23 protein-coding genes are annotated in these 15,675 nt (G+C 68.4%); 7 read left to right on the top strand and 16 right to left on the bottom strand.

The genetic code is table 11. The features are described from left to right. Window positions 1-4: 4 nt before the first annotated feature. Entirely contained in the window at window positions 5-523 is a 519-nt protein-coding gene (locus RQG77_RS05260) for a hypothetical protein (protein ID WP_311243764.1), read from the bottom strand. Window positions 524-698: 175 nt separating this feature from the next. Between RQG77_RS05260 and RQG77_RS05255 the strand changes: the two genes are divergently transcribed. Continuing rightward, entirely contained in the window at window positions 699-1,043 is a 345-nt protein-coding gene (locus tag RQG77_RS05255; protein ID WP_056313687.1) for a hypothetical protein, read from the top strand. 34 nt (window positions 1,044-1,077) lie between these two features. Beyond that, window positions 1,078-2,481, top strand: coding sequence for a threonine/serine exporter family protein (locus RQG77_RS05250; RefSeq protein WP_311243763.1), 1,404 nt, complete (start codon window positions 1,078-1,080; stop codon window positions 2,479-2,481). A 6-nt stretch (window positions 2,482-2,487) separates the two neighbouring features. Here RQG77_RS05250 and RQG77_RS05245 read toward each other — a convergent pair whose 3' ends face one another. The 11 genes from RQG77_RS05245 to RQG77_RS05195 form a co-directional block, all read right to left on the bottom strand. After that, the gene (locus RQG77_RS05245; protein WP_311243762.1) at window positions 2,488-3,123 is read right to left on the bottom strand and encodes a DUF1684 domain-containing protein; all 636 of its coding nucleotides are present in this window, start codon (window positions 3,121-3,123) and stop codon (window positions 2,488-2,490) included. 36 nt (window positions 3,124-3,159) lie between these two features. Then, entirely contained in the window at window positions 3,160-3,504 is a 345-nt protein-coding gene (locus RQG77_RS05240; protein ID WP_311243761.1) for a cytoplasmic protein, read from the bottom strand. A 51-nt stretch (window positions 3,505-3,555) separates the two neighbouring features. After that, on the bottom strand, window positions 3,556-4,131 hold the full coding sequence (locus RQG77_RS05235; RefSeq protein ID WP_311243760.1) for an NADPH-dependent FMN reductase: 576 nt from the start codon (window positions 4,129-4,131) through the stop codon (window positions 3,556-3,558). An 86-nt stretch (window positions 4,132-4,217) separates the two neighbouring features. Further along, window positions 4,218-5,306 carry an alkene reductase gene (locus RQG77_RS05230; RefSeq protein WP_311243759.1) on the bottom strand — a complete coding sequence of 363 codons (1,089 nt, stop codon included), beginning with the start codon at window positions 5,304-5,306 and terminating at the stop codon, window positions 4,218-4,220. A gap of 40 nt (window positions 5,307-5,346) precedes the next feature. Further along, a complete protein-coding gene (locus RQG77_RS05225) occupies window positions 5,347-5,901 on the bottom strand; it encodes a MarR family winged helix-turn-helix transcriptional regulator (RefSeq protein WP_311243758.1) in 555 nt (184 codons plus the stop codon). 76 nt (window positions 5,902-5,977) lie between these two features. Further along, on the bottom strand, window positions 5,978-6,436 hold the full coding sequence (locus RQG77_RS05220; protein ID WP_311243757.1) for a MarR family transcriptional regulator: 459 nt from the start codon (window positions 6,434-6,436) through the stop codon (window positions 5,978-5,980). Window position 6,437: 1 nt separating this feature from the next. Further along, window positions 6,438-8,162 carry an MDR family MFS transporter gene (locus tag RQG77_RS05215; RefSeq protein ID WP_311243756.1) on the bottom strand — a complete coding sequence of 575 codons (1,725 nt, stop codon included), beginning with the start codon at window positions 8,160-8,162 and terminating at the stop codon, window positions 6,438-6,440. A 107-nt stretch (window positions 8,163-8,269) separates the two neighbouring features. Beyond that, on the bottom strand, window positions 8,270-8,629 hold the full coding sequence (locus tag RQG77_RS05210) for a hypothetical protein (protein WP_311243755.1): 360 nt from the start codon (window positions 8,627-8,629) through the stop codon (window positions 8,270-8,272). A 96-nt stretch (window positions 8,630-8,725) separates the two neighbouring features. After that, entirely contained in the window at window positions 8,726-9,538 is an 813-nt protein-coding gene (locus RQG77_RS05205) for a DUF1206 domain-containing protein (protein WP_311243754.1), read from the bottom strand. After that, the gene (locus RQG77_RS05200; protein WP_311243753.1) at window positions 9,535-10,218 is read right to left on the bottom strand and encodes a phosphatase PAP2 family protein; all 684 of its coding nucleotides are present in this window, start codon (window positions 10,216-10,218) and stop codon (window positions 9,535-9,537) included. Before RQG77_RS05200 ends, RQG77_RS05205 begins: the two co-directional genes overlap by 4 nt. 7 nt (window positions 10,219-10,225) lie before the next feature. Then, window positions 10,226-10,486, bottom strand: a complete 261-nt coding sequence (locus RQG77_RS05195) for a DUF6458 family protein (protein WP_311243752.1) — start codon at window positions 10,484-10,486, stop codon at window positions 10,226-10,228. A 108-nt stretch (window positions 10,487-10,594) separates the two neighbouring features. Between RQG77_RS05195 and RQG77_RS05190 the strand changes: the two genes are divergently transcribed. From RQG77_RS05190 to RQG77_RS05180, 3 genes are all read left to right on the top strand, one after another. Continuing rightward, entirely contained in the window at window positions 10,595-11,266 is a 672-nt protein-coding gene (locus tag RQG77_RS05190; protein ID WP_311243751.1) for an ArsR family transcriptional regulator, read from the top strand. Between the two features lie 50 nt (window positions 11,267-11,316). Beyond that, window positions 11,317-12,513, top strand: a complete 1,197-nt coding sequence (gene dinB, locus RQG77_RS05185) for a DNA polymerase IV (RefSeq protein WP_311243750.1) — start codon at window positions 11,317-11,319, stop codon at window positions 12,511-12,513. 61 nt (window positions 12,514-12,574) lie between these two features. After that, window positions 12,575-12,856, top strand: coding sequence for a hypothetical protein (locus RQG77_RS05180; RefSeq protein ID WP_311243749.1), 282 nt, complete (start codon window positions 12,575-12,577; stop codon window positions 12,854-12,856). Here the strand turns inward: RQG77_RS05180 and RQG77_RS05175 are convergent, their stop codons facing one another. Together RQG77_RS05175 and RQG77_RS05170 are read right to left on the bottom strand one after the other, a co-directional pair. Beyond that, complete coding sequence (locus tag RQG77_RS05175) at window positions 12,857-13,150, bottom strand: hypothetical protein (protein WP_311243748.1); 294 nt, start codon at window positions 13,148-13,150, stop codon at window positions 12,857-12,859. Window positions 13,151-13,184: 34 nt separating this feature from the next. Continuing rightward, window positions 13,185-13,571 carry a DCC1-like thiol-disulfide oxidoreductase family protein gene (locus RQG77_RS05170; protein WP_311243747.1) on the bottom strand — a complete coding sequence of 129 codons (387 nt, stop codon included), beginning with the start codon at window positions 13,569-13,571 and terminating at the stop codon, window positions 13,185-13,187. Between the two features lie 86 nt (window positions 13,572-13,657). On the opposite strand from RQG77_RS05170, the gene RQG77_RS05165 reads away from it, so the two are divergent. Both RQG77_RS05165 and RQG77_RS05160 read left to right on the top strand, forming a co-directional pair. Beyond that, entirely contained in the window at window positions 13,658-13,861 is a 204-nt protein-coding gene (locus RQG77_RS05165; protein WP_056313699.1) for a hypothetical protein, read from the top strand. Between the two features lie 12 nt (window positions 13,862-13,873). Further along, on the top strand, window positions 13,874-14,497 hold the full coding sequence (locus tag RQG77_RS05160; protein WP_311243746.1) for a cyclodeaminase/cyclohydrolase family protein: 624 nt from the start codon (window positions 13,874-13,876) through the stop codon (window positions 14,495-14,497). A 24-nt stretch (window positions 14,498-14,521) separates the two neighbouring features. Here RQG77_RS05160 and RQG77_RS05155 read toward each other — a convergent pair whose 3' ends face one another. Both RQG77_RS05155 and RQG77_RS05150 read right to left on the bottom strand, forming a co-directional pair. Then, window positions 14,522-14,848, bottom strand: a complete 327-nt coding sequence (locus RQG77_RS05155) for a hypothetical protein (RefSeq protein WP_311243745.1) — start codon at window positions 14,846-14,848, stop codon at window positions 14,522-14,524. Between the two features lie 298 nt (window positions 14,849-15,146). Beyond that, window positions 15,147-15,668: a gluconokinase gene (locus tag RQG77_RS05150; RefSeq protein ID WP_311243744.1), complete on the bottom strand. Its 522-nt coding sequence runs from the start codon at window positions 15,666-15,668 to the stop codon at window positions 15,147-15,149. Between the last annotated feature and the right edge of the window lie 7 nt (window positions 15,669-15,675).

Below are 15,675 nucleotides of genomic sequence, written 5' to 3'. Positions count from 1 at the left end.
CGCTCTAGGAGCGGAAGGCACCGCCCTCTTCGACCCAGTCCTCGATGCGCGCGTCGTCATCGAGGACGGCGGCGATCGGACGGCGGGCGAAGACCACCGATTCGGCGAGAGCCGCGACGGATGCCGCGCGCTCCTGCTCCCGATCGGTGGCGTCCTGGAAACGCAGGGCCGCGATCTCGCGAGCGGCCACGAGGGCCCCGCTGATCTCGGCGAGGCGTTCCGCGATGACGGCAGCGAGGCCGTCGCGGAGTTCTTCCAGGTTGGTGTTCGCGATCTCCAGACGACGATCGGCGACATGGAGCTCGACGGTCGGGAATCCGTTCGCGGACAGGTGGGCGCGCGTCTCGCTGCCCTGGATCGCGGCGACCTCGTCGCGATCGGTCTTGCGCGTGAACACCGCTTCGACGGTGTAGCGGTCGGGAGCTTCGTCGGTCATCAGGGCCGCCGGAAGCGAGCCGATGAGGATGGATTCCAGACCCAGCAGTTCGGAGCTCTGCCCCGCGATCTTCAATTGTGCGTTCATGTGCTGACGTTACGCCTGCATGCTGTACGCGCTCACAGTCTCAGAGCCCGTTCCGCGCCCGTCTCCCGCCCGTTCCGCACCCGGCCCGCAGCGATATATGGGAAACTGGACGCACCACCGATGATCATCCGATCGCGCCTCATCGCAGGGGTCGTGGCGAACCGAGGAGACCATCATGGGAAAGCTCGTCTACGAAGGAAGCGTCAAGGCCGACATCGAAGACCGCGCCCTCACGCACCTGCAACTGGTCATGACCGCGAAGCTGCGCCGGGGCGAACCCTTCGCCTTCACCTGGCGTGAGGACATGAGCGTCGGCGGCGGCCGCACGACCGTCTGGGTGCACGCGGGAAGCTCCCTGGTCTTCAAGTACAGCGGCAGCCGGCAGCCCTCGATCAACCGCGCCTGGGTCGAGGCCCTCGCGTTCACGGCCAGCGCTCCGAGCGGCCTGTACCTCGTGCACGAGCCCGCGGAGGGCAGCGCACCTCCCGCAGAGCGCCTGGACGTTCCCGCGCACGCCTGACTCAGCGCACGCCTGACTCAGGGAGAATGGGGAGATGTCCCCGAACCCCCAGCGGCGACTGCTCGCCTCCGTGCGCAGGATCCTGCACACCGACCCGTCGACCGTCGCCCACACCGAGGCCATGCCCGTCATCGACGAGCGCACGGTGCCGCGCGTGCTCGACCTCGCGACCCGCATCGGCGAGTCGATGTTCGCGGTCGGCGCCTCCGCGCACGAGGTCACGCTCGCCATCACACGCGTGTGCTCGGCGTACGGGATGCGCGACGTCCAGGTCGACGTCACCTACAACTCGATCACCGTCTCGTTCCACCTGAGCGGCGAGGTCTGGCCCGAGACCCTCGTGCGCGTCGTCCGCGTCGCGGCTCCCGACCACGCCAAGCTGCAGCGCGTGCAGGCGCTCGTCGCCGACATCGACGGCGGGCTCGACCTCGAGTCCGCCCGCACCGCGTTCCGCGTGCTCCGACGCGTGCCCTTCCGGTATCAGCAGCCGGTCGTCATCGTCGCCCGTGCGCTGCTCGCGGTCGGCGTCAGCATCATGCTCGGCGCCTCGCCGATCATCGTGGGCCTCACCTTCGTCGCCGCACTCTGCGCGGCCCTGACCCAGGCGGGTCTCGCCAGGGCTCGGGTGCCCCTGTTCTTCAGCCAGATCGCCGGAGGCTTCGTCACCACCGTCGTCGCCGTCGCGGTGACGGCACTCGGCTCAGCGGGGATCGAGCCTTTCGTCGGCATCCGCCCCTCGATCATCGTGGCCTCGGGCATCGTGCTCATGCTCGCCGGCCTCACGGTGGTCGGCGCGGCCCAGGATGCGATCGACGGTTTCGCGCTCACGGCGGGCGGTCGCATCCTCGATCTCACGATGCAGACGCTCGGCGTCGTGATCGGCATCCTCGTCGGGCTCGAACTCGGCAGCGTGCTCGGATTCACGATGGGGCTGCCCGACGACCCCGCGCCCTTCGGGCCGCTGCTCAACCAGTTCGCGGGAGCGATCATCATCGCGGTCGCCGTCGCGGTGTTCAACGGCGCCGGCATCCGGATCATCCTCGTGAGCGCGCTGCTCAGCGCCGTGACGATCGCCGGCTACTCCTTCATGGTCGGCCTGAACCTGCATCCGGCTGCGGCGAGCGCGATCGGCGCACTGCTCGCGAGCTTCATCGGCATGCTGATCGCGGTGAACCTCCATGTGCCGTCGGTCGCGGTGACGACCGCGGCGATCGTGCCGCTCGTGCCCGGTGTCGCGGTGTTCCAGGGGCTCCTCGAGATGATCCACTCCGCGGGTTCTACCGCCGGCGTCGTCGGGATCGGCGGCTCGCTGGTCGACGCCGTGGTGATCGGCATCGGTCTCGCCTCCGGAGCGTCGCTCGGCCTCTACCTCGGCACGCCCGTGCGCGCGACCCTCAGCAGCGTCGCGAAGACGCGGGCGCGCGCCGTGCGACGCTGAGGTCGATCAGGCCGGACCGCCCGAATACGTCTCCCCCACCGGCACCGCGACCTGCAGCACGTTGCCCGGCTGCGCCAGAGGGCAGGCCCACGCCGGGTCGTAGGCGCACGACGGGTTGTACGCGAAGTTGAAGTCGAGGACGATCGTGCCGCGCTCGGCATCCGATCCGAGGTCCGCGCCCTTGATCGTGTCGATCAGGTAGCGACCACCGCCGTAGGTGCCGCCGGGGCGGCCGGCGAGTGCGTCGCGCACCGGGATGAAGAGTCCCCCGCCGTAGGTCGTCAGACGCCAGACGTCGAGCGACCCGGTGTCGGGGATCTCGACCCTGCCGACGCGCTCGAACGGCACGACCCCGTCGGTTCCGGTCGCGAAGTCGAAGCCGCCTGGTTCAGCGGGCAGGATCGGCAGCTCGAAACGCCACTGCGGATCGTACGAGGCGATGGGCAGCCCCTCGAACAGAGCCCTGTCGCCCGGCAGCAGCGGAGTCGCCGGGTGGTGCAGCATCAGGTCGTCGCGCTCGATGCGCCAGAGCTCGTGCGCCTCCTCCGGCGATTCCGCCCGACGAACGGCGTCGTAGAGGGCGAACACGCGACGTCGCCAATCGACGACCTCGGCGGCGGTGCGGGCTTTCGTGAACGTCATGGGGTTCAGGCTACGCGCCCGTGCCCGCCGGGTCGCTCAGGTTCGCGGTCCGAGGGCCGAGGGGTCCGCCTCGCCCGCAGCATCGCCCTTCAGCTCGATGAGGATCGTGTGCGTGGGCGTGGTGCCGGTGTTCTCTCCCGAGTGGCGCTGCGCCGCCAGCCACACCGCCTGCCCGGTCGTCAGCGCCGTGTCGAAGACCCTTTCACCCGCAGAGAGCCGACGCGAGAAGTCGCTGAGAGTGACCATCACACTGTTCGGATGGTCGTGCGGCGTCGTGCGATCGCCCGGCTCGTCGGTGTAGTCGAGCACCCGGACGAAGTCGTTCTCCCACAGCGTGCGGTAGTGATCGGGATTCGTCAGGGTGGGATCGTCGGTGACCATGGGCTCACGGTACGCCCGGCGATCCCGCCCCGACAGGGGGTCTTGCGACGCTCAGCTGTCGGTCGAGCGCGGCAGGACCGTGAGGACCCGTTCGATGTGGTCGCGGAACTCCGACATGTAGTCGCGCAGGAATGTCGCAGTACCCGCGTTCTTCACGGTGCCGTCGTCGGCGAAGGTGTCGGTCGAGAACTGGATGTACGCCTCGGGAGCCGTCATCTGTCGGGCATTGCAGAAGCTGAGCACACCGCGCAGGCTCTGCTGGGCGACCGCCGTGCCTATCGCACCGACGGACGCGCCGATCACCGCGGCCGGTATGTGGTCGAAGGAGTTCTGCCCCCACGGACGGGATGCCCAATCGATCGCGTTCTTGAGTCCGCCCGGGATCGATCGGTTGTACTCCGGGGTGACGAACAGCACCGCATCCGCCGAGTCGATGGCCTCCTTCAGCGCCACCGCGACCGGCGGGTAGTCCTCGTCATAGTCCTGGCTGTAGAGCGGGAGATCACGGATGGGGATCTCGAAGAACTCCAGACCATCCGGAGCCAGCCCGATCAGAGCCGTCGCGAGGATGCGGTTGATCGACGTGGACGAGAGACTTCCGACGAAGTAGCCGACTCGGTATGTCATGACATCTCCTCTGCTCGTGTCGCGCCTCCTGCGACGCTGGTTTCAGTCTCGTCGCGCCGCGCATCCGCGTCCAGTGCCGTCTGCGCTCAGGCGCCGGCGCGCACCGTCTCGAGCGAGGGATAGTCGGTGTAGCCCTCGGCGGTGCGGCCGTAGAACAGCGCGGGCCGCGGCTCGTTGAGCTCGGCATCCTGACGCCAGCGCTCGACCAGGTCGGGGTTGGCGATCACGGGGCGGCCGGCGGCGACGGCATCCGCCCATCCGTCTGCGACGAGGCCCTCGGCCTCTTCCCGGCTCGTGGCGACGCCGAAACCGGAGTTGATGATCAGGGGCGCGCCCAACGTGCGGCGGATGCGCTGCACGAGCTCGCTCGTCGGCGCGGCGTTCAGGATGTCGACGAAGGCGAGTCCGAGCGGACGGAGCCCTTCGGCGACGGCGAGGTAGGTGGCGAGCGCGTCGGCGTCGTCCTCTTCGAGGACGCCCTGGATGTTGTGCTGCGGCGACAGACGGATGCTCGTGCGGTCGCCGCCGACCGCCTCGGCGACGGCGGTCGTGACCTCGATCGCGAACCGCGCACGGTTCTCGGGCGACCCGCCGTACTGATCGTCCCGGACGTTCGACACGGGCGAGAGGAACTCCTGCACGAGGTAGCCGTTGGCGCCGTGCACCTCGACGCCGTCGAGACCGGCGGCGATCGCGTTGCGTGCGGCCTGCACGAACTGCTCGACGACCTCGGGGATCTCGTCGAGCGTCAGGGCGTGCGCGACCGGCATGTCGACCTTGCCCTCGGGCGTGTGGGTCTGACCGGGAGCCGCGAGCGCACTGGGCGCCACGACGCGGGGCTCACCGGAGATCGCCGGGTGCGAGACGCGACCGCCGTGCATGAGCTGCATCACGATCGTGCCGCCCTCTTCGTGCACGGCGTCGGCGATGCGGCGCCAGCCCTCGATCTGCGCGGGCGTCACGATGCCCGGCTGCCCGGGGTACGACTTGCCCTCGGCCGCGGGCCACGTGCCCTCGGTGATGATGAGACCCTGCCCCGCGCGCTGGCGGTAGTACTCCGCCATCGTCTCGGTGGGCACACCCGCATCATCCGCACGCGTGCGGGTGAGCGGCGCCATGACGACGCGGTTGGACAGTGGAAGGGCGCCGAAGGCGGCGGGCTCGTAAAGACTCACAGTGAGGGGTAAGGCTCACCGCTCATCGGGTATTCCCCGATCAGGAGGCCTGGGTGGTGCCGTCAGCACGATCGGATGCTCCGCCACCGAGCTCCGAGAGCATCTCCGCGAAGCGATCGAGGTCTGCCTGCGACCAGCGACCGAGCCGTTCGGCGAGCCTGGCCTCGTAGCGCGAACGAGCGGCCGTGACCCTTTCCTGCGCGAGCTCGGTGGCGACGAGGACCCGCGCTCGCCGATCGTCGGGGTCGCGGACGCTCTCGACGAGGCCCAGCTGTTCGAGCTGTCGCACCTGGCGACTGACGGCGGTCTTGTCCGTCTGCAGTCGTTCGATGATGGCGCCGGCCGAGGTGGCCTTGCCCGTCGCGATCGACGTCAGCACCTGGTAGCCGAGGGGCTGCAGGTCGGGATGCACGGTCTGAGCCGCCTCACGCCAGCTCACGCGGATGCGGGCGAAGAGCCGCCCGAGTTCGTGCTCGACCCTGGCCACCGCCTCGTCGATGTCCGGCGCTGCGTGCTCGATGTCCGGCGGCGCCTCGCGGTCGGTCGCAGCGGCGGGCTCGCCCGTGCGGGCGGGTTCGTCGGACGAGGCGCTCATGGTGGCCAGCTTACGGCGAAGCCCCGCCGTCGTAGGAGACGGCGGGGCTTCGATCGAGAGAGGTTCGGGGGTGGGGTCACACCTCGGCGAGAAGGCGGAAGACCTTCGAGGCTGCCTGGATCTCATCGGGGGTGAGTTCGGCGACGACGGTGCGCAGTCGCGAGGCGTGGTCGCGGCGCAGCTCGACGAGCGCGGCGCAGGCGGCCGGTGTCGGCGTCAGCACCCGAAGCCGTCCGTCGCGCGCGTCGGGCCGCGACTCGATCAGGCCCAGCTCCTCGAGCATCCGCACCTGCCGGCTGATGACCGACTTGTCCATCTCGAATCGCTCCGCGAGCTCGTGGGCGTTGGCCGTCTCGGCCCTCTCGATGAAGGTGAGCAGCTTGTAGCCGCCCACCTGCAGCTCGGGGTCGATCCGTGCCGCCGACTCCTTCCAGAGCGTTCTGGTCCTCGCGAAGATGAGGTTCAGGTGCGTCTGGAGATCGCCGAGCGCGGTGTCGACGTCGGCAGACGTCGACACCGCGTCCGTGGTGACCATGTCAGCGCCTCGAGTCCGGGTCCTCGCGCTCGAGCACGGTCACCGAGTTCGTGTTCGTGCTCGGCGACGCGGACTCGACGCCCGAGATCCGGATGGTGCCGGTCGACATCGTCGCACCGACCTCTGCCTCGGAGACCTCGATGACCGACTCCTCGGCCTGCTCGCGCAGCTGCTCGGCGGCGTTCTTGGTCGAGAGCGGCTTGTTCTTGATGAACGCGATAGCGATGATGGCGATCACGGCCAGCGGGATGGCGATGATGAACGCGTCGGCGATCCCGTGTCCGTACGCACCCTCGACGATCGCGCGGATCGTGTCGGGCAGCTGCGTGACCTTCGGCACGTCACCCGACGCGAGGTGCTGCAGAGCATCGACCTCTTCGGGAGTGGTCGGCGTGAATCCGTCGAGCGCGTCGGTGATGTAGTTCGCGACGCTGGTCGACAGCGTCGCCCCCATGACCGTGACGCCGATGGTGCCGGCGATCGTGCGGAAGAAGTTCACGTTCGACGAGGCCGCGCCCAGCTGCTGCGGAGCCGTGTCGTTCTGCACGATGAGGGTGAGGTTCTGCATGACCATGCCGAGGCCCGCGCCGAGGACGAACATGTAGGTCGCCACCAGCGGGAACGGGGTGTCGTAGCGCAGCGTGGCCATGAGCGAGACACCGACCGTGGTCAGGACGGAGCCCGTGAGCATCCACCCCTTCCACTTGCCGAACCGGCTGACGAGCTGACCGATGATGATCGACGCGCCCATCTGGCCGATGATCATCGGGATGGTCATCAGGCCCGATTCGGTGGGTGTGGCGCCACGGGCGAGCTGGAAGTACTGGGCGAGGAACACCGAGGTCGCGAACATCGAGACGCCGATGGCGATCGAGGCGATGACCGACAGCGTGAAGGTGCGGTTGCGGAACAGCGACATCGGCACGATCGGTTCTTTGACGAAGAACTCGACGGTGATGAAGGCGGCGATCGCGACACCCGCGATGACGGCGAGCATGATGCTCGTCGAGGAGTCCCAGTCGAACTGGCTGCCGCCCATCGAGACCCAGATCAGCAGGGTCGAGACACCGACGGCGAGGAGCACGATGCCGAAGTAGTCGATCGACACCTTGGTGTCGCGCTGGGGCTTCGGCAGGTGCAGCGTGAACTGCAGCAGCACGAGGGCGAGGATCGCGAAGGGCACGCCGACGAAGAAGTTGGAGCGCCAGCCCCAGACGTCGGTCAGGAGTCCGCCGAGAAGCGGGCCGCCGATGGTGCCGAGGGCCATGATGCCGCCGACGACGCCCATGTACTTGCCGCGCTCGCGCGGCGAGATGATGAGGGCGACGGCGATCATCACGAGCGACATCAGACCGCCGACGCCGATGCCCTGGATGACGCGGACGGCGATGAGCATGTTGGTGTCGGTCGAGAAGCCCGCGATCACGGTGCCGACGGTGAAGATGATGAGCGACAGCTGCACGAGGATCTTGCGATCGACGAGGTCGGCGAGCTTGCCCCAGATGGGCGTCGAGACAGCGGTCGCCAGAAGGCTCGCGGTGATGACCCAGGTGTACTGGGACTGCGTGCCGCCGAGGTCGGCGATGATGACGGGCATCGAGGTCGACACCACGGTGCCCGAGAGCACGGCGACGAACATGCCGACGACGAGGCCGGAGATCGCGGTGAAGACCTCGCGCGGTGAGCGCACAGGCTCAGCGATGGAGGAAGAAGAAGGCGTGGTCACAGTGGAAGAGCTCCTGCGTAGAAAGTTGATTCGTGTCAACTATACGCTTATAGTTGCAAAAGTGCAACTATCGACCCGGGTCAACCATCCTGCGTCGCCACCGAGTGTCAGACCCGAGCGGCCCCTGAGCCGTCGAGGTCGAGATCCACGTCGAGCTGCCACTCATGGTCGGCGTCGTCGTTCTCGGCACCGGCATCCCTCTCGGGATACAGGCGGTGCGCCCGCAGTCTGGCCGCGTGCGCACTGAAGTCCGGCTCGGACTCCTCGGAGTCGTGCGGGCCGACGAGCAGGTCGTTGCCGACCCCCACGACCAGATCGGCGGCGTCCTGCCGTCCGTTCAGGATGATGGGGATCTCGACCGCATCCGACTCCCCTTCGTTGGCGATGGCCGCAGCGAGCGTGACGAGCGAATCCGCCACGTCATCCGTGGTGACCAGTTGCTGACCTGCGTACGAGACGATCTTCATGAATCGATCATCGCCCGATCCGGCGATTTGCGGTTCGGGGTTGCACGCGTGCCCCTCGTTCGATAGTGCGCAGAGTCAGGACCCCGGGCCGGATGATCACATGCGGGCGTAGCGCGCGCGGGCGAAGCAGAACAGGCCGTAAAGCACGAGACCCGCACCGACGACCCAGAGGATGACGGCGCCGAAGGGCAGCTCGGCCAGGGCGCGGAGAGCCGAGTCGAGGCCGCCTGCCGTCTCGGGGTCGTGTGTGAGCGCGGCGATCACGAACAGCACGCCTGCGACTCCGACGGCGATGCCCTTCGCGATGTAGCCGGCGACGCCGAACGCCACGATGCCCGACCGCGCCGCTCCCCCGGGCACCGAGAGGTTCTTCATGAACGCCTGCGTGATGCCGCGGACGATGAAGGCGATGCCGATCGCGGCGACGATCAGGCCCACGAGCACCAGCAGCGCGACGCCGGCAGGAACCGCGAGGAGCTCGGCACTGAACGACTGCGACGACTCGGATGACTGCGACTGCCCGCCGAGGGCGTAGACGAGGGCGGTGGCACCGATCGCGAGGTACGCGGCGGCGGTGCCGAGGAACTTGACCCGGTGCCCCCACTTCTTCTTCGAATCGGGGTCGCGTTCGATCACGGCCTCCGCGATCTGCCAGACCGCGAGTGCCAGCAGTCCGAGCACGATGAGCCAGAGCAGGAAAACGCCGGCGGGCGACTGCTGGATCTGCTCCATGGCACCGCCCTGGTCGGCGTTCTCGCCACCCCCGCCGGTCGCGATCGAGATCGCGATGCCGCCGATGAGCAGATGCAGGATGCCGAGCACGACGTAGCCGATCCGGGCGAGGACGCGGAAGGTCGTGGAGTCCTGCGCGGCGCTGGCGGCCGAGGCCGCGGAGTTTCGGGTGTTCATGAGGTCACACTGCTTTCGATCGTCTCTTCGCCCGCCGATTCGCCGGCCGATGCCGTCGCGGTCCTACTGGCATGCCGAGCCCTGGCGGCATCGACGCAGACCCACACGAAGCAGGCGACGGCTATGCCTTCGAGCAGGCCCGCCACCACATCACTGAGCCAGTGCGCGTGCAGATACGTGCGGCTCCACATCATCGTGACGACCCAGATCGCTCCCAGCGCCCACACGTACCAACGCCGGAATGTCAATGCGAGGATCACCACGACCGTGGTCGCCACGGCGGTGTGCCCCGACGGGAAGGACGTCGCCACGCTCTCGGCGAGTGAGTCCTCGGGGCGAGTGCGGCCGATCACTGCCGCCATGGTGGCGCCGATCGCGACGACGGCCGCCATGGCGATCGCCAGCGTCGCGGCATCCCACCGGCGCCTGCGCCACACCAGCCACGCGATCAACACGACGCCGATCACGATCATGCCCAGGGTGCCGCCGACGACGGCGGGCACCCAGGCCACGACGACCCACGCGTCGCTGGACAGCGACACCACGAGGTCGTGCCACCAGACGTCGACCGCGAGCGGCTCGTGTCCGCCCATCGCCACGACGGTGCGGAGCACCACGAAGGCGACGGTCGCCGAGACGCCCGCGATCAGGACCGCGGTGGATCGTGCGACGCCGGCCACGCGGGGATCAGACGATCGGGTCGTTGTTGCGGATGCTGCGTCGCGTCACACGCTCGCCGGTGGCGGGGTCGACTGCTGTGCGGTCGACGGTCTCGGTGCGACGACTGCGCATCACGAGCACGAGACTGATCAGGAACACGATGACGCCCGCGCCCATGAGGATGTAGCCGATGAGGTCGAGATCGACGTAGCCGCCGGTGTCGATGTTGATCGCGAAGACGAGGATCGCTCCGATGACGAAGAGCGCGATTCCGCTGCCGATACCCATGTTGTCCATTCCTCTCCGAGACCGCCCCTGCGGTCTCGCGACGACAACAGTAGGGTCAATCACGGTTGAGTCAATGCCCATGGACACATTTCATGAAGCGTGGTAGTGATGAAGACGATGACTGAGCTCGAGCGACGTGCGGGGATCTTCGCGGCCCTCGCCGATCAGACGCGACTGCGGATCGTCGATCTGCTCACCCTCGGGGATCTCTCCTCATCCGAGATCGGTACGACGCTCGAACTGCGGTCCAACCTGATCGCCCACCACCTCGGCGTGCTCGAATCCGCTCGGATCATCTCGCGCACGAGATCGGAGCTCGACAAGCGCCGCAGCTACATCGGCCTGCGCCCCGAGGTGTTCGACACTCTCGCGCCGACCAGCGTCACGCCCCCTCGTCGGGTGCTGTTCGTCTGCACGGCGAACTCCGCGCGATCGCAGCTCGCCGAGGTCATCTGGCGCGACGTGAGCGACATCGATGCCGCGTCCGCAGGAATCCGGCCGGCCGCAGTCGTGCATCCCGAGGCCGCTGCGGCCGCCGCCCGTCACGGGCTGGCGCTCGATCCCGGCCGCCCTCCGCGTCACGTCGACGACGTGCGCAGCGACGGCGATCTCGTCATCACGGTCTGCGACGACGCGCACGAGCGGCTGCGCTTCCGCGACGATCTGCACTGGTCGATCCGCGACCCCGCCCGCATCGGCACCCCCGCCGCGTTCGACGCCGCCTTCGACACCCTGTTCCAGCGGATCCGCGCTCTGTCGTCTCGACTCATCGCCGCCTGAGGCGATGTCCCCGGTGCGTGCGATCATCTGCACGTCGATCGGAGGACGGGATGCGGGGCGAAGCCACCGTGCTGCACGCCGACCTCGATGCGTTCTACGCCTCGGTCGAACAGCGCGATGCGCCCGAGCTGCGCGGCAGACCGGTGATCGTGGGCGGCGGTGTGGTGCTCGCCGCGAGCTACGAGGCCAAGGCGCGCGGGGTGCGCACCGCGATGGGCGGCCGCCAGGCGCTCGAGCTCTGCCCTGATGCCGTGGTCGTGCCGCCGCGCATGCAGGCGTACTCGGCGGCGAGCAAAGACGTGTTCGCGATCTTCCGCGACACGACGCCGCTCGTCGAGGGACTCTCGATCGACGAGGCCTTCCTCGAGGTCGGCGGGCTTCGGCACATCGTCGGCACGCCCGAGCAGGTCGCGATGCGGCTGCGTGAGCGGGTGCGCGCCGAGGTCGGACTCGCGATCTCGGTGGGCGTCGCCCGCACGAAGTTCCTCGCCAAGGTCGCGAGCGCGGTCGGCAAACCCGACGGGCTGCTCGTGGTCGAACCCGAGCGAGAAGAGGAGTTCCTCCTCCCCCTGCCGGTCGAGCGGCTGTGGGGCGTCGGAGCGGTGACGGCCGAGAAGCTGCACCGCTACGGAGTGCGCACGGTCGGTCAGCTGGCGGAGCTCGAAGCGGCGACGGCCGAGCGGATGCTGGGCAGGGCCGTCGGCTCGCATCTGCATGCTCTCGCCCGACTGCGCGACCCTCGCCCCGTCGACACGACTCGACGCCGAGGGTCTATCGGTTCGCAGCGCGCGCTCGGCAGCAGTCCGCGGTCGAGGGAGGAGCTCGATCTCATCCTCACGCAGATCATCGACCGACTGGCCAGGCGTCTGCGGGACGGCGACCGGGTCTGCCGCACGGTCGTCCTGCGTCTGCGCTTCGGGGACTTCACGAAGGCCACGCGGTCGCGCACCCTCGGCTCGCCGACCGACCGCACCGCGATCCTGCTCACGGTCGCGCAGACACTGCTCGACGCCGCGCGGCCCGAGATCGTCGAGCGGGGCATCACGTTGATCGGCATCTCCCTGTCGCAGCTCGACCAGGCCGACAGCGTGCAGCCCGAGCTGCCGATCGACTGGGGCGACGAGCAGCGTCTCGACACGGTGCTCGACTCGCTGCGTGATCGCTTCGGCGCGGCATCCGTCTCGCGCGCCGCGCAGCTCGGCCGCGATCCCGGGTGGTCGAGTCCGATCCTCCCTGAGCACGAGTGATCGGCATGGCCGTCCTGGCGCCGCTTTGGCAGAACCGGCACCGGATCTTAGGGTGGTGTGCATGGCAGGACCAGAGACCATGATGCAGACCGAGATCGTGCTCGACGGAGAGAGCTATCTCCTCGCGCAGATACAGGATCTCGGCGACGTGAAGCATCGCATCGAGGAGGCTGTGAAGACCGCCGGCAGGTTCGTCGACTTCGTCGTGGTCGGCAACCGCGAGGTGAGCGTGCTCATCACCCCGCACTCCCGGGTGAGCATCAGCGTGTCGACGGTGCTCTTCGACTCCCGCGACACCGGAGACGTCGACTTCCCGTATGGCGGGTTCTACGACGGACTCTGATCAGAGCTGATCGAGCACGAGCTCGCCGCGCGAGTTCAGCTGCTCCATCATGTGCGTCACGCGCTTCGGGTCGATCGTCGCCACCGTCGGCTGGTCGAACTCCAGCACCAGCGGGATGCTCGGATGCACCCAGATGGTCAAGCGCCCTGACGAAACCTCGGGCTTCGGAAGCCACGTCATCATGAAACTCTCGTTGCGGCGCAGCTTCGTCCCGATGACGATCTTCAGGTGCGCCAGAGTCCCGTCCTCGATGTCGATCGCGGGGCGCGAGCTGTTGTACTCCAGTGTTCCCATGTGAGAACTGTACGCGGGGTCGGCCGCGCGCACCTCACTCGTCGATGCTCGCGCGCGGCATCGCGCACGCCGCGGTGCCGCCGGGGAGGCGATGCCGGAAGCGGGCGATCAGCGAATAGCCGAGCGATGCGGCCCACGAGAACGGCGGGGTCACGAGGAGGTGCCCGAGGAGGCGCAGCATCCTCTGCGGCTGCATCTGCAGCAGGGCGGCGAATGCCGCGTGGCCGCGGAATCGCCGACCGCCCGCCAGCAGCCAGGCGTAATGGGTCACTTCGTCATGGCTGAGTGCGAGTGCGTCGAGGTCGAGCCACTGCCACGGCTGCGCGTCCGGAAATCTGTCGAGTGTGTTCTCGAGTCGCCGCACCCACATCGTGCAGAAGGCGCAGTCGCCATCGAAGACGAGCAGCGGTTCGGTGGGCATGGCTCCGACACTACGCTCCCGAACCACAGGACTCTCACGATCTCAACCCCCTGTTCCCGGGCACGGGCATGGCGGAGTCTGTGGGCATGAGCCACCCAGACGACATCAAGCAGCCCCTCGACCATCTGCCGCCGCTCGATGAGCGCGACAAGGCGATCGACATCGACGAGCCGAGCTATCCGACCTCCGAGGCACCGACCGGCCCCGCGCACGCATCACCCGAGACGGCTGCAGAGCCCGACAAGCCGAACCGCCACGGCGTCGACAAGCTGCCGCCGACCTCGCGCTGAGTGCTCGGCCACGTGGAGTCATCCTCCGACATCCCGACGTCGATCCCGCTGGACGACTGGCTCGCGAAGCTCGGTCAGTCCACCGGGGCGCCGGGAGGCGGCGCCGCGTCCGGTGTGATGCTCGGCATCGCCGCATCACTGTTGAGCATGGTCGCCGCATACACGCCCGATGGTCCGCGCGCAGCGGAGTGCGGGCGCCGAGTGGCGCGTTTGCGCGACGAGTCGCTCCAGGGCTCCGAGAGCGATGGAATCCTCTCCGCCGAATTCGGCGCGGCGCTCGCTCTTTCCGCCGACGACCCGGGTCGCGACGCCCGGGTGCGCACTGCAGCCGTGCGCGCCGCGGAGTCGGCGGCGCGACTCGGATCATCCGGAACGGTGCTTCTGAGTGAGCTGCGTATGCTCCGCGAGATCGGGAATCGGAGCCTGTCGGCGGATCTCGCCGTCGCAGCCGCTGCGCTCAGCGCTGGTCTCTCAGGGTCCTCGATCAACCTTCGCGCGAACCTCCGGACCGCTCGAGCACACCACGCGTCGGCCTCAGAGCTGGCCGAGCTGCACGCCAAAGCCGCGCTGCTCACTGAAGCGCACCGGAGCGCCACTCAGATCACCGACGGGCTCTCAGCAGAGTTCGAGGACTGATTCGCCGGTCGATCTCGGGCCGGTCTAGTCGAGGTGGTGCTCCTGGCCCTCGGGGGCGTCGAGCGGTGGGCCCGAGGGCGATTCGGCACCGCGGGTGAGCGCCCGCAGACGATCGACGAGTTCGCGGTCCTCCAGCTCCGGGCCACTGTCGCTGATCGCCTTCGCCACGATCTGGCTGGCTGGGCCGATCAGGAACTTAGCCCTCACCACGGTGCCGTCGCGCTCCCGTACCGGTATCTCGACGATTTCCGCACGGTCCTCATCGCCCAGCGCCCGCCCGTATGCCAGCAGAGCATCCGCGATGTCATCACCGGTCAGGAACTCATCGCCGCTGTACAGTATCGATTGCATACTGCCGTTCTAGGCCCCCGTGGCCGGATCGCCGCGCCCCTTGCCGACGCGCTCGACGGGTGCTAGCGATGCCGTCCTCGGAGCGCGGACGAGAAAAGGGTACGCCCACCCGAGACCATCCGCCATGGGATGCCGAAACGGGCCGATCGCGCGTATCGTCACCACCTGAGAGCCGGCACCGTAGGCGTCATGGGGATCGCCCCCGGAGGGGCTCCGGTCGAGGGGCTCTGTGCCGACGGTTGCGAAACGCCCGTCGAGAGAGAGTCCCTCCACTGTGGGTGGTGACGGGTGAGAACACTCACTGTCGTTGCATTGCGCCGTGCGAGCGGACCTCCTGCTCGGCGACGGCGATGATCGTGCCGATGCTCGGCGACGCGTCCACCGAGCATCCGCTCTCGTCTGCTTTCAGTGGTTCGAGCGTCGCCAGTTGAGAATCGAGCAGGGCGAGCGGCATGAAGTGCTCCGACCGCACGACCATCCTCTTGGCGATCACCTGCTTCGAGGCCTCGAGGTGCACGAAGAGGACTGCAGGTGCGTGCTGACGCAGGACATCCCGGTAGGCGACCTTCAGCGCGGAGCAGGCGATGACCATACCTGCCGCGCCGTGTGCGGCCAGTTCCTGGCCGACAGCCACCAGCCAGGGGGCGCGGTCCTCATCGGTGAGCGGGATCCCTCGCGACATCTTGGCGACGTTCGACGCGGGATGCAGGTCGTCGGCGTCGCGGAACGGAACACGGAGTCGATCGGCGAGGGCGAGGCCGACGGTGGACTTGCCACACCCCGAGACACCCATCACGACGATCAGGGGCGGCGACGTCACGACGGCG

This window comes from Microbacterium sp. WCS2018Hpa-23 (assembly GCF_031843845.1).
In the GTDB taxonomy this organism is placed as follows: Bacteria; Actinomycetota; Actinomycetes; order Actinomycetales; family Microbacteriaceae; genus Microbacterium.
This window is presented reverse-complemented; position numbering and strand designations above follow the sequence as displayed.

Bases quoted from the DNA above. Each gene is read 5' to 3' on its own strand.
- RQG77_RS05260 (WP_311243764.1), bottom strand. From the start codon at position 523: ATGAACGCACAATTGAAGATCGCGGGGCAGAGCTCCGAACTGCTGGGT.
- RQG77_RS05255 (WP_056313687.1), top strand. From the start codon at position 699: ATGGGAAAGCTCGTCTACGAAGGAAGCGTCAAGGCCGACATCGAAGAC.
- RQG77_RS05250 (WP_311243763.1), top strand. From the start codon at position 1,078: ATGTCCCCGAACCCCCAGCGGCGACTGCTCGCCTCCGTGCGCAGGATC.
- RQG77_RS05245 (WP_311243762.1), bottom strand. From the start codon at position 3,123: ATGACGTTCACGAAAGCCCGCACCGCCGCCGAGGTCGTCGATTGGCGA.
- RQG77_RS05240 (WP_311243761.1), bottom strand. From the start codon at position 3,504: ATGGTCACCGACGATCCCACCCTGACGAATCCCGATCACTACCGCACG.
- RQG77_RS05235 (WP_311243760.1), bottom strand. From the start codon at position 4,131: ATGACATACCGAGTCGGCTACTTCGTCGGAAGTCTCTCGTCCACGTCG.
- RQG77_RS05225 (WP_311243758.1), bottom strand. From the start codon at position 5,901: ATGAGCGCCTCGTCCGACGAACCCGCCCGCACGGGCGAGCCCGCCGCT.
- RQG77_RS05220 (WP_311243757.1), bottom strand. From the start codon at position 6,436: ATGGTCACCACGGACGCGGTGTCGACGTCTGCCGACGTCGACACCGCG.
- RQG77_RS05210 (WP_311243755.1), bottom strand. From the start codon at position 8,629: ATGAAGATCGTCTCGTACGCAGGTCAGCAACTGGTCACCACGGATGAC.
- RQG77_RS05205 (WP_311243754.1), bottom strand. From the start codon at position 9,538: ATGAACACCCGAAACTCCGCGGCCTCGGCCGCCAGCGCCGCGCAGGAC.
- RQG77_RS05195 (WP_311243752.1), bottom strand. From the start codon at position 10,486: ATGGGTATCGGCAGCGGAATCGCGCTCTTCGTCATCGGAGCGATCCTC.
- RQG77_RS05190 (WP_311243751.1), top strand. From the start codon at position 10,595: ATGAAGACGATGACTGAGCTCGAGCGACGTGCGGGGATCTTCGCGGCC.
- dinB (WP_311243750.1), top strand. From the start codon at position 11,317: ATGCGGGGCGAAGCCACCGTGCTGCACGCCGACCTCGATGCGTTCTAC.
- RQG77_RS05180 (WP_311243749.1), top strand. From the start codon at position 12,575: ATGGCAGGACCAGAGACCATGATGCAGACCGAGATCGTGCTCGACGGA.
- RQG77_RS05175 (WP_311243748.1), bottom strand. From the start codon at position 13,150: ATGGGAACACTGGAGTACAACAGCTCGCGCCCCGCGATCGACATCGAG.
- RQG77_RS05170 (WP_311243747.1), bottom strand. From the start codon at position 13,571: ATGCCCACCGAACCGCTGCTCGTCTTCGATGGCGACTGCGCCTTCTGC.
- RQG77_RS05165 (WP_056313699.1), top strand. From the start codon at position 13,658: ATGAGCCACCCAGACGACATCAAGCAGCCCCTCGACCATCTGCCGCCG.
- RQG77_RS05155 (WP_311243745.1), bottom strand. From the start codon at position 14,848: ATGCAATCGATACTGTACAGCGGCGATGAGTTCCTGACCGGTGATGAC.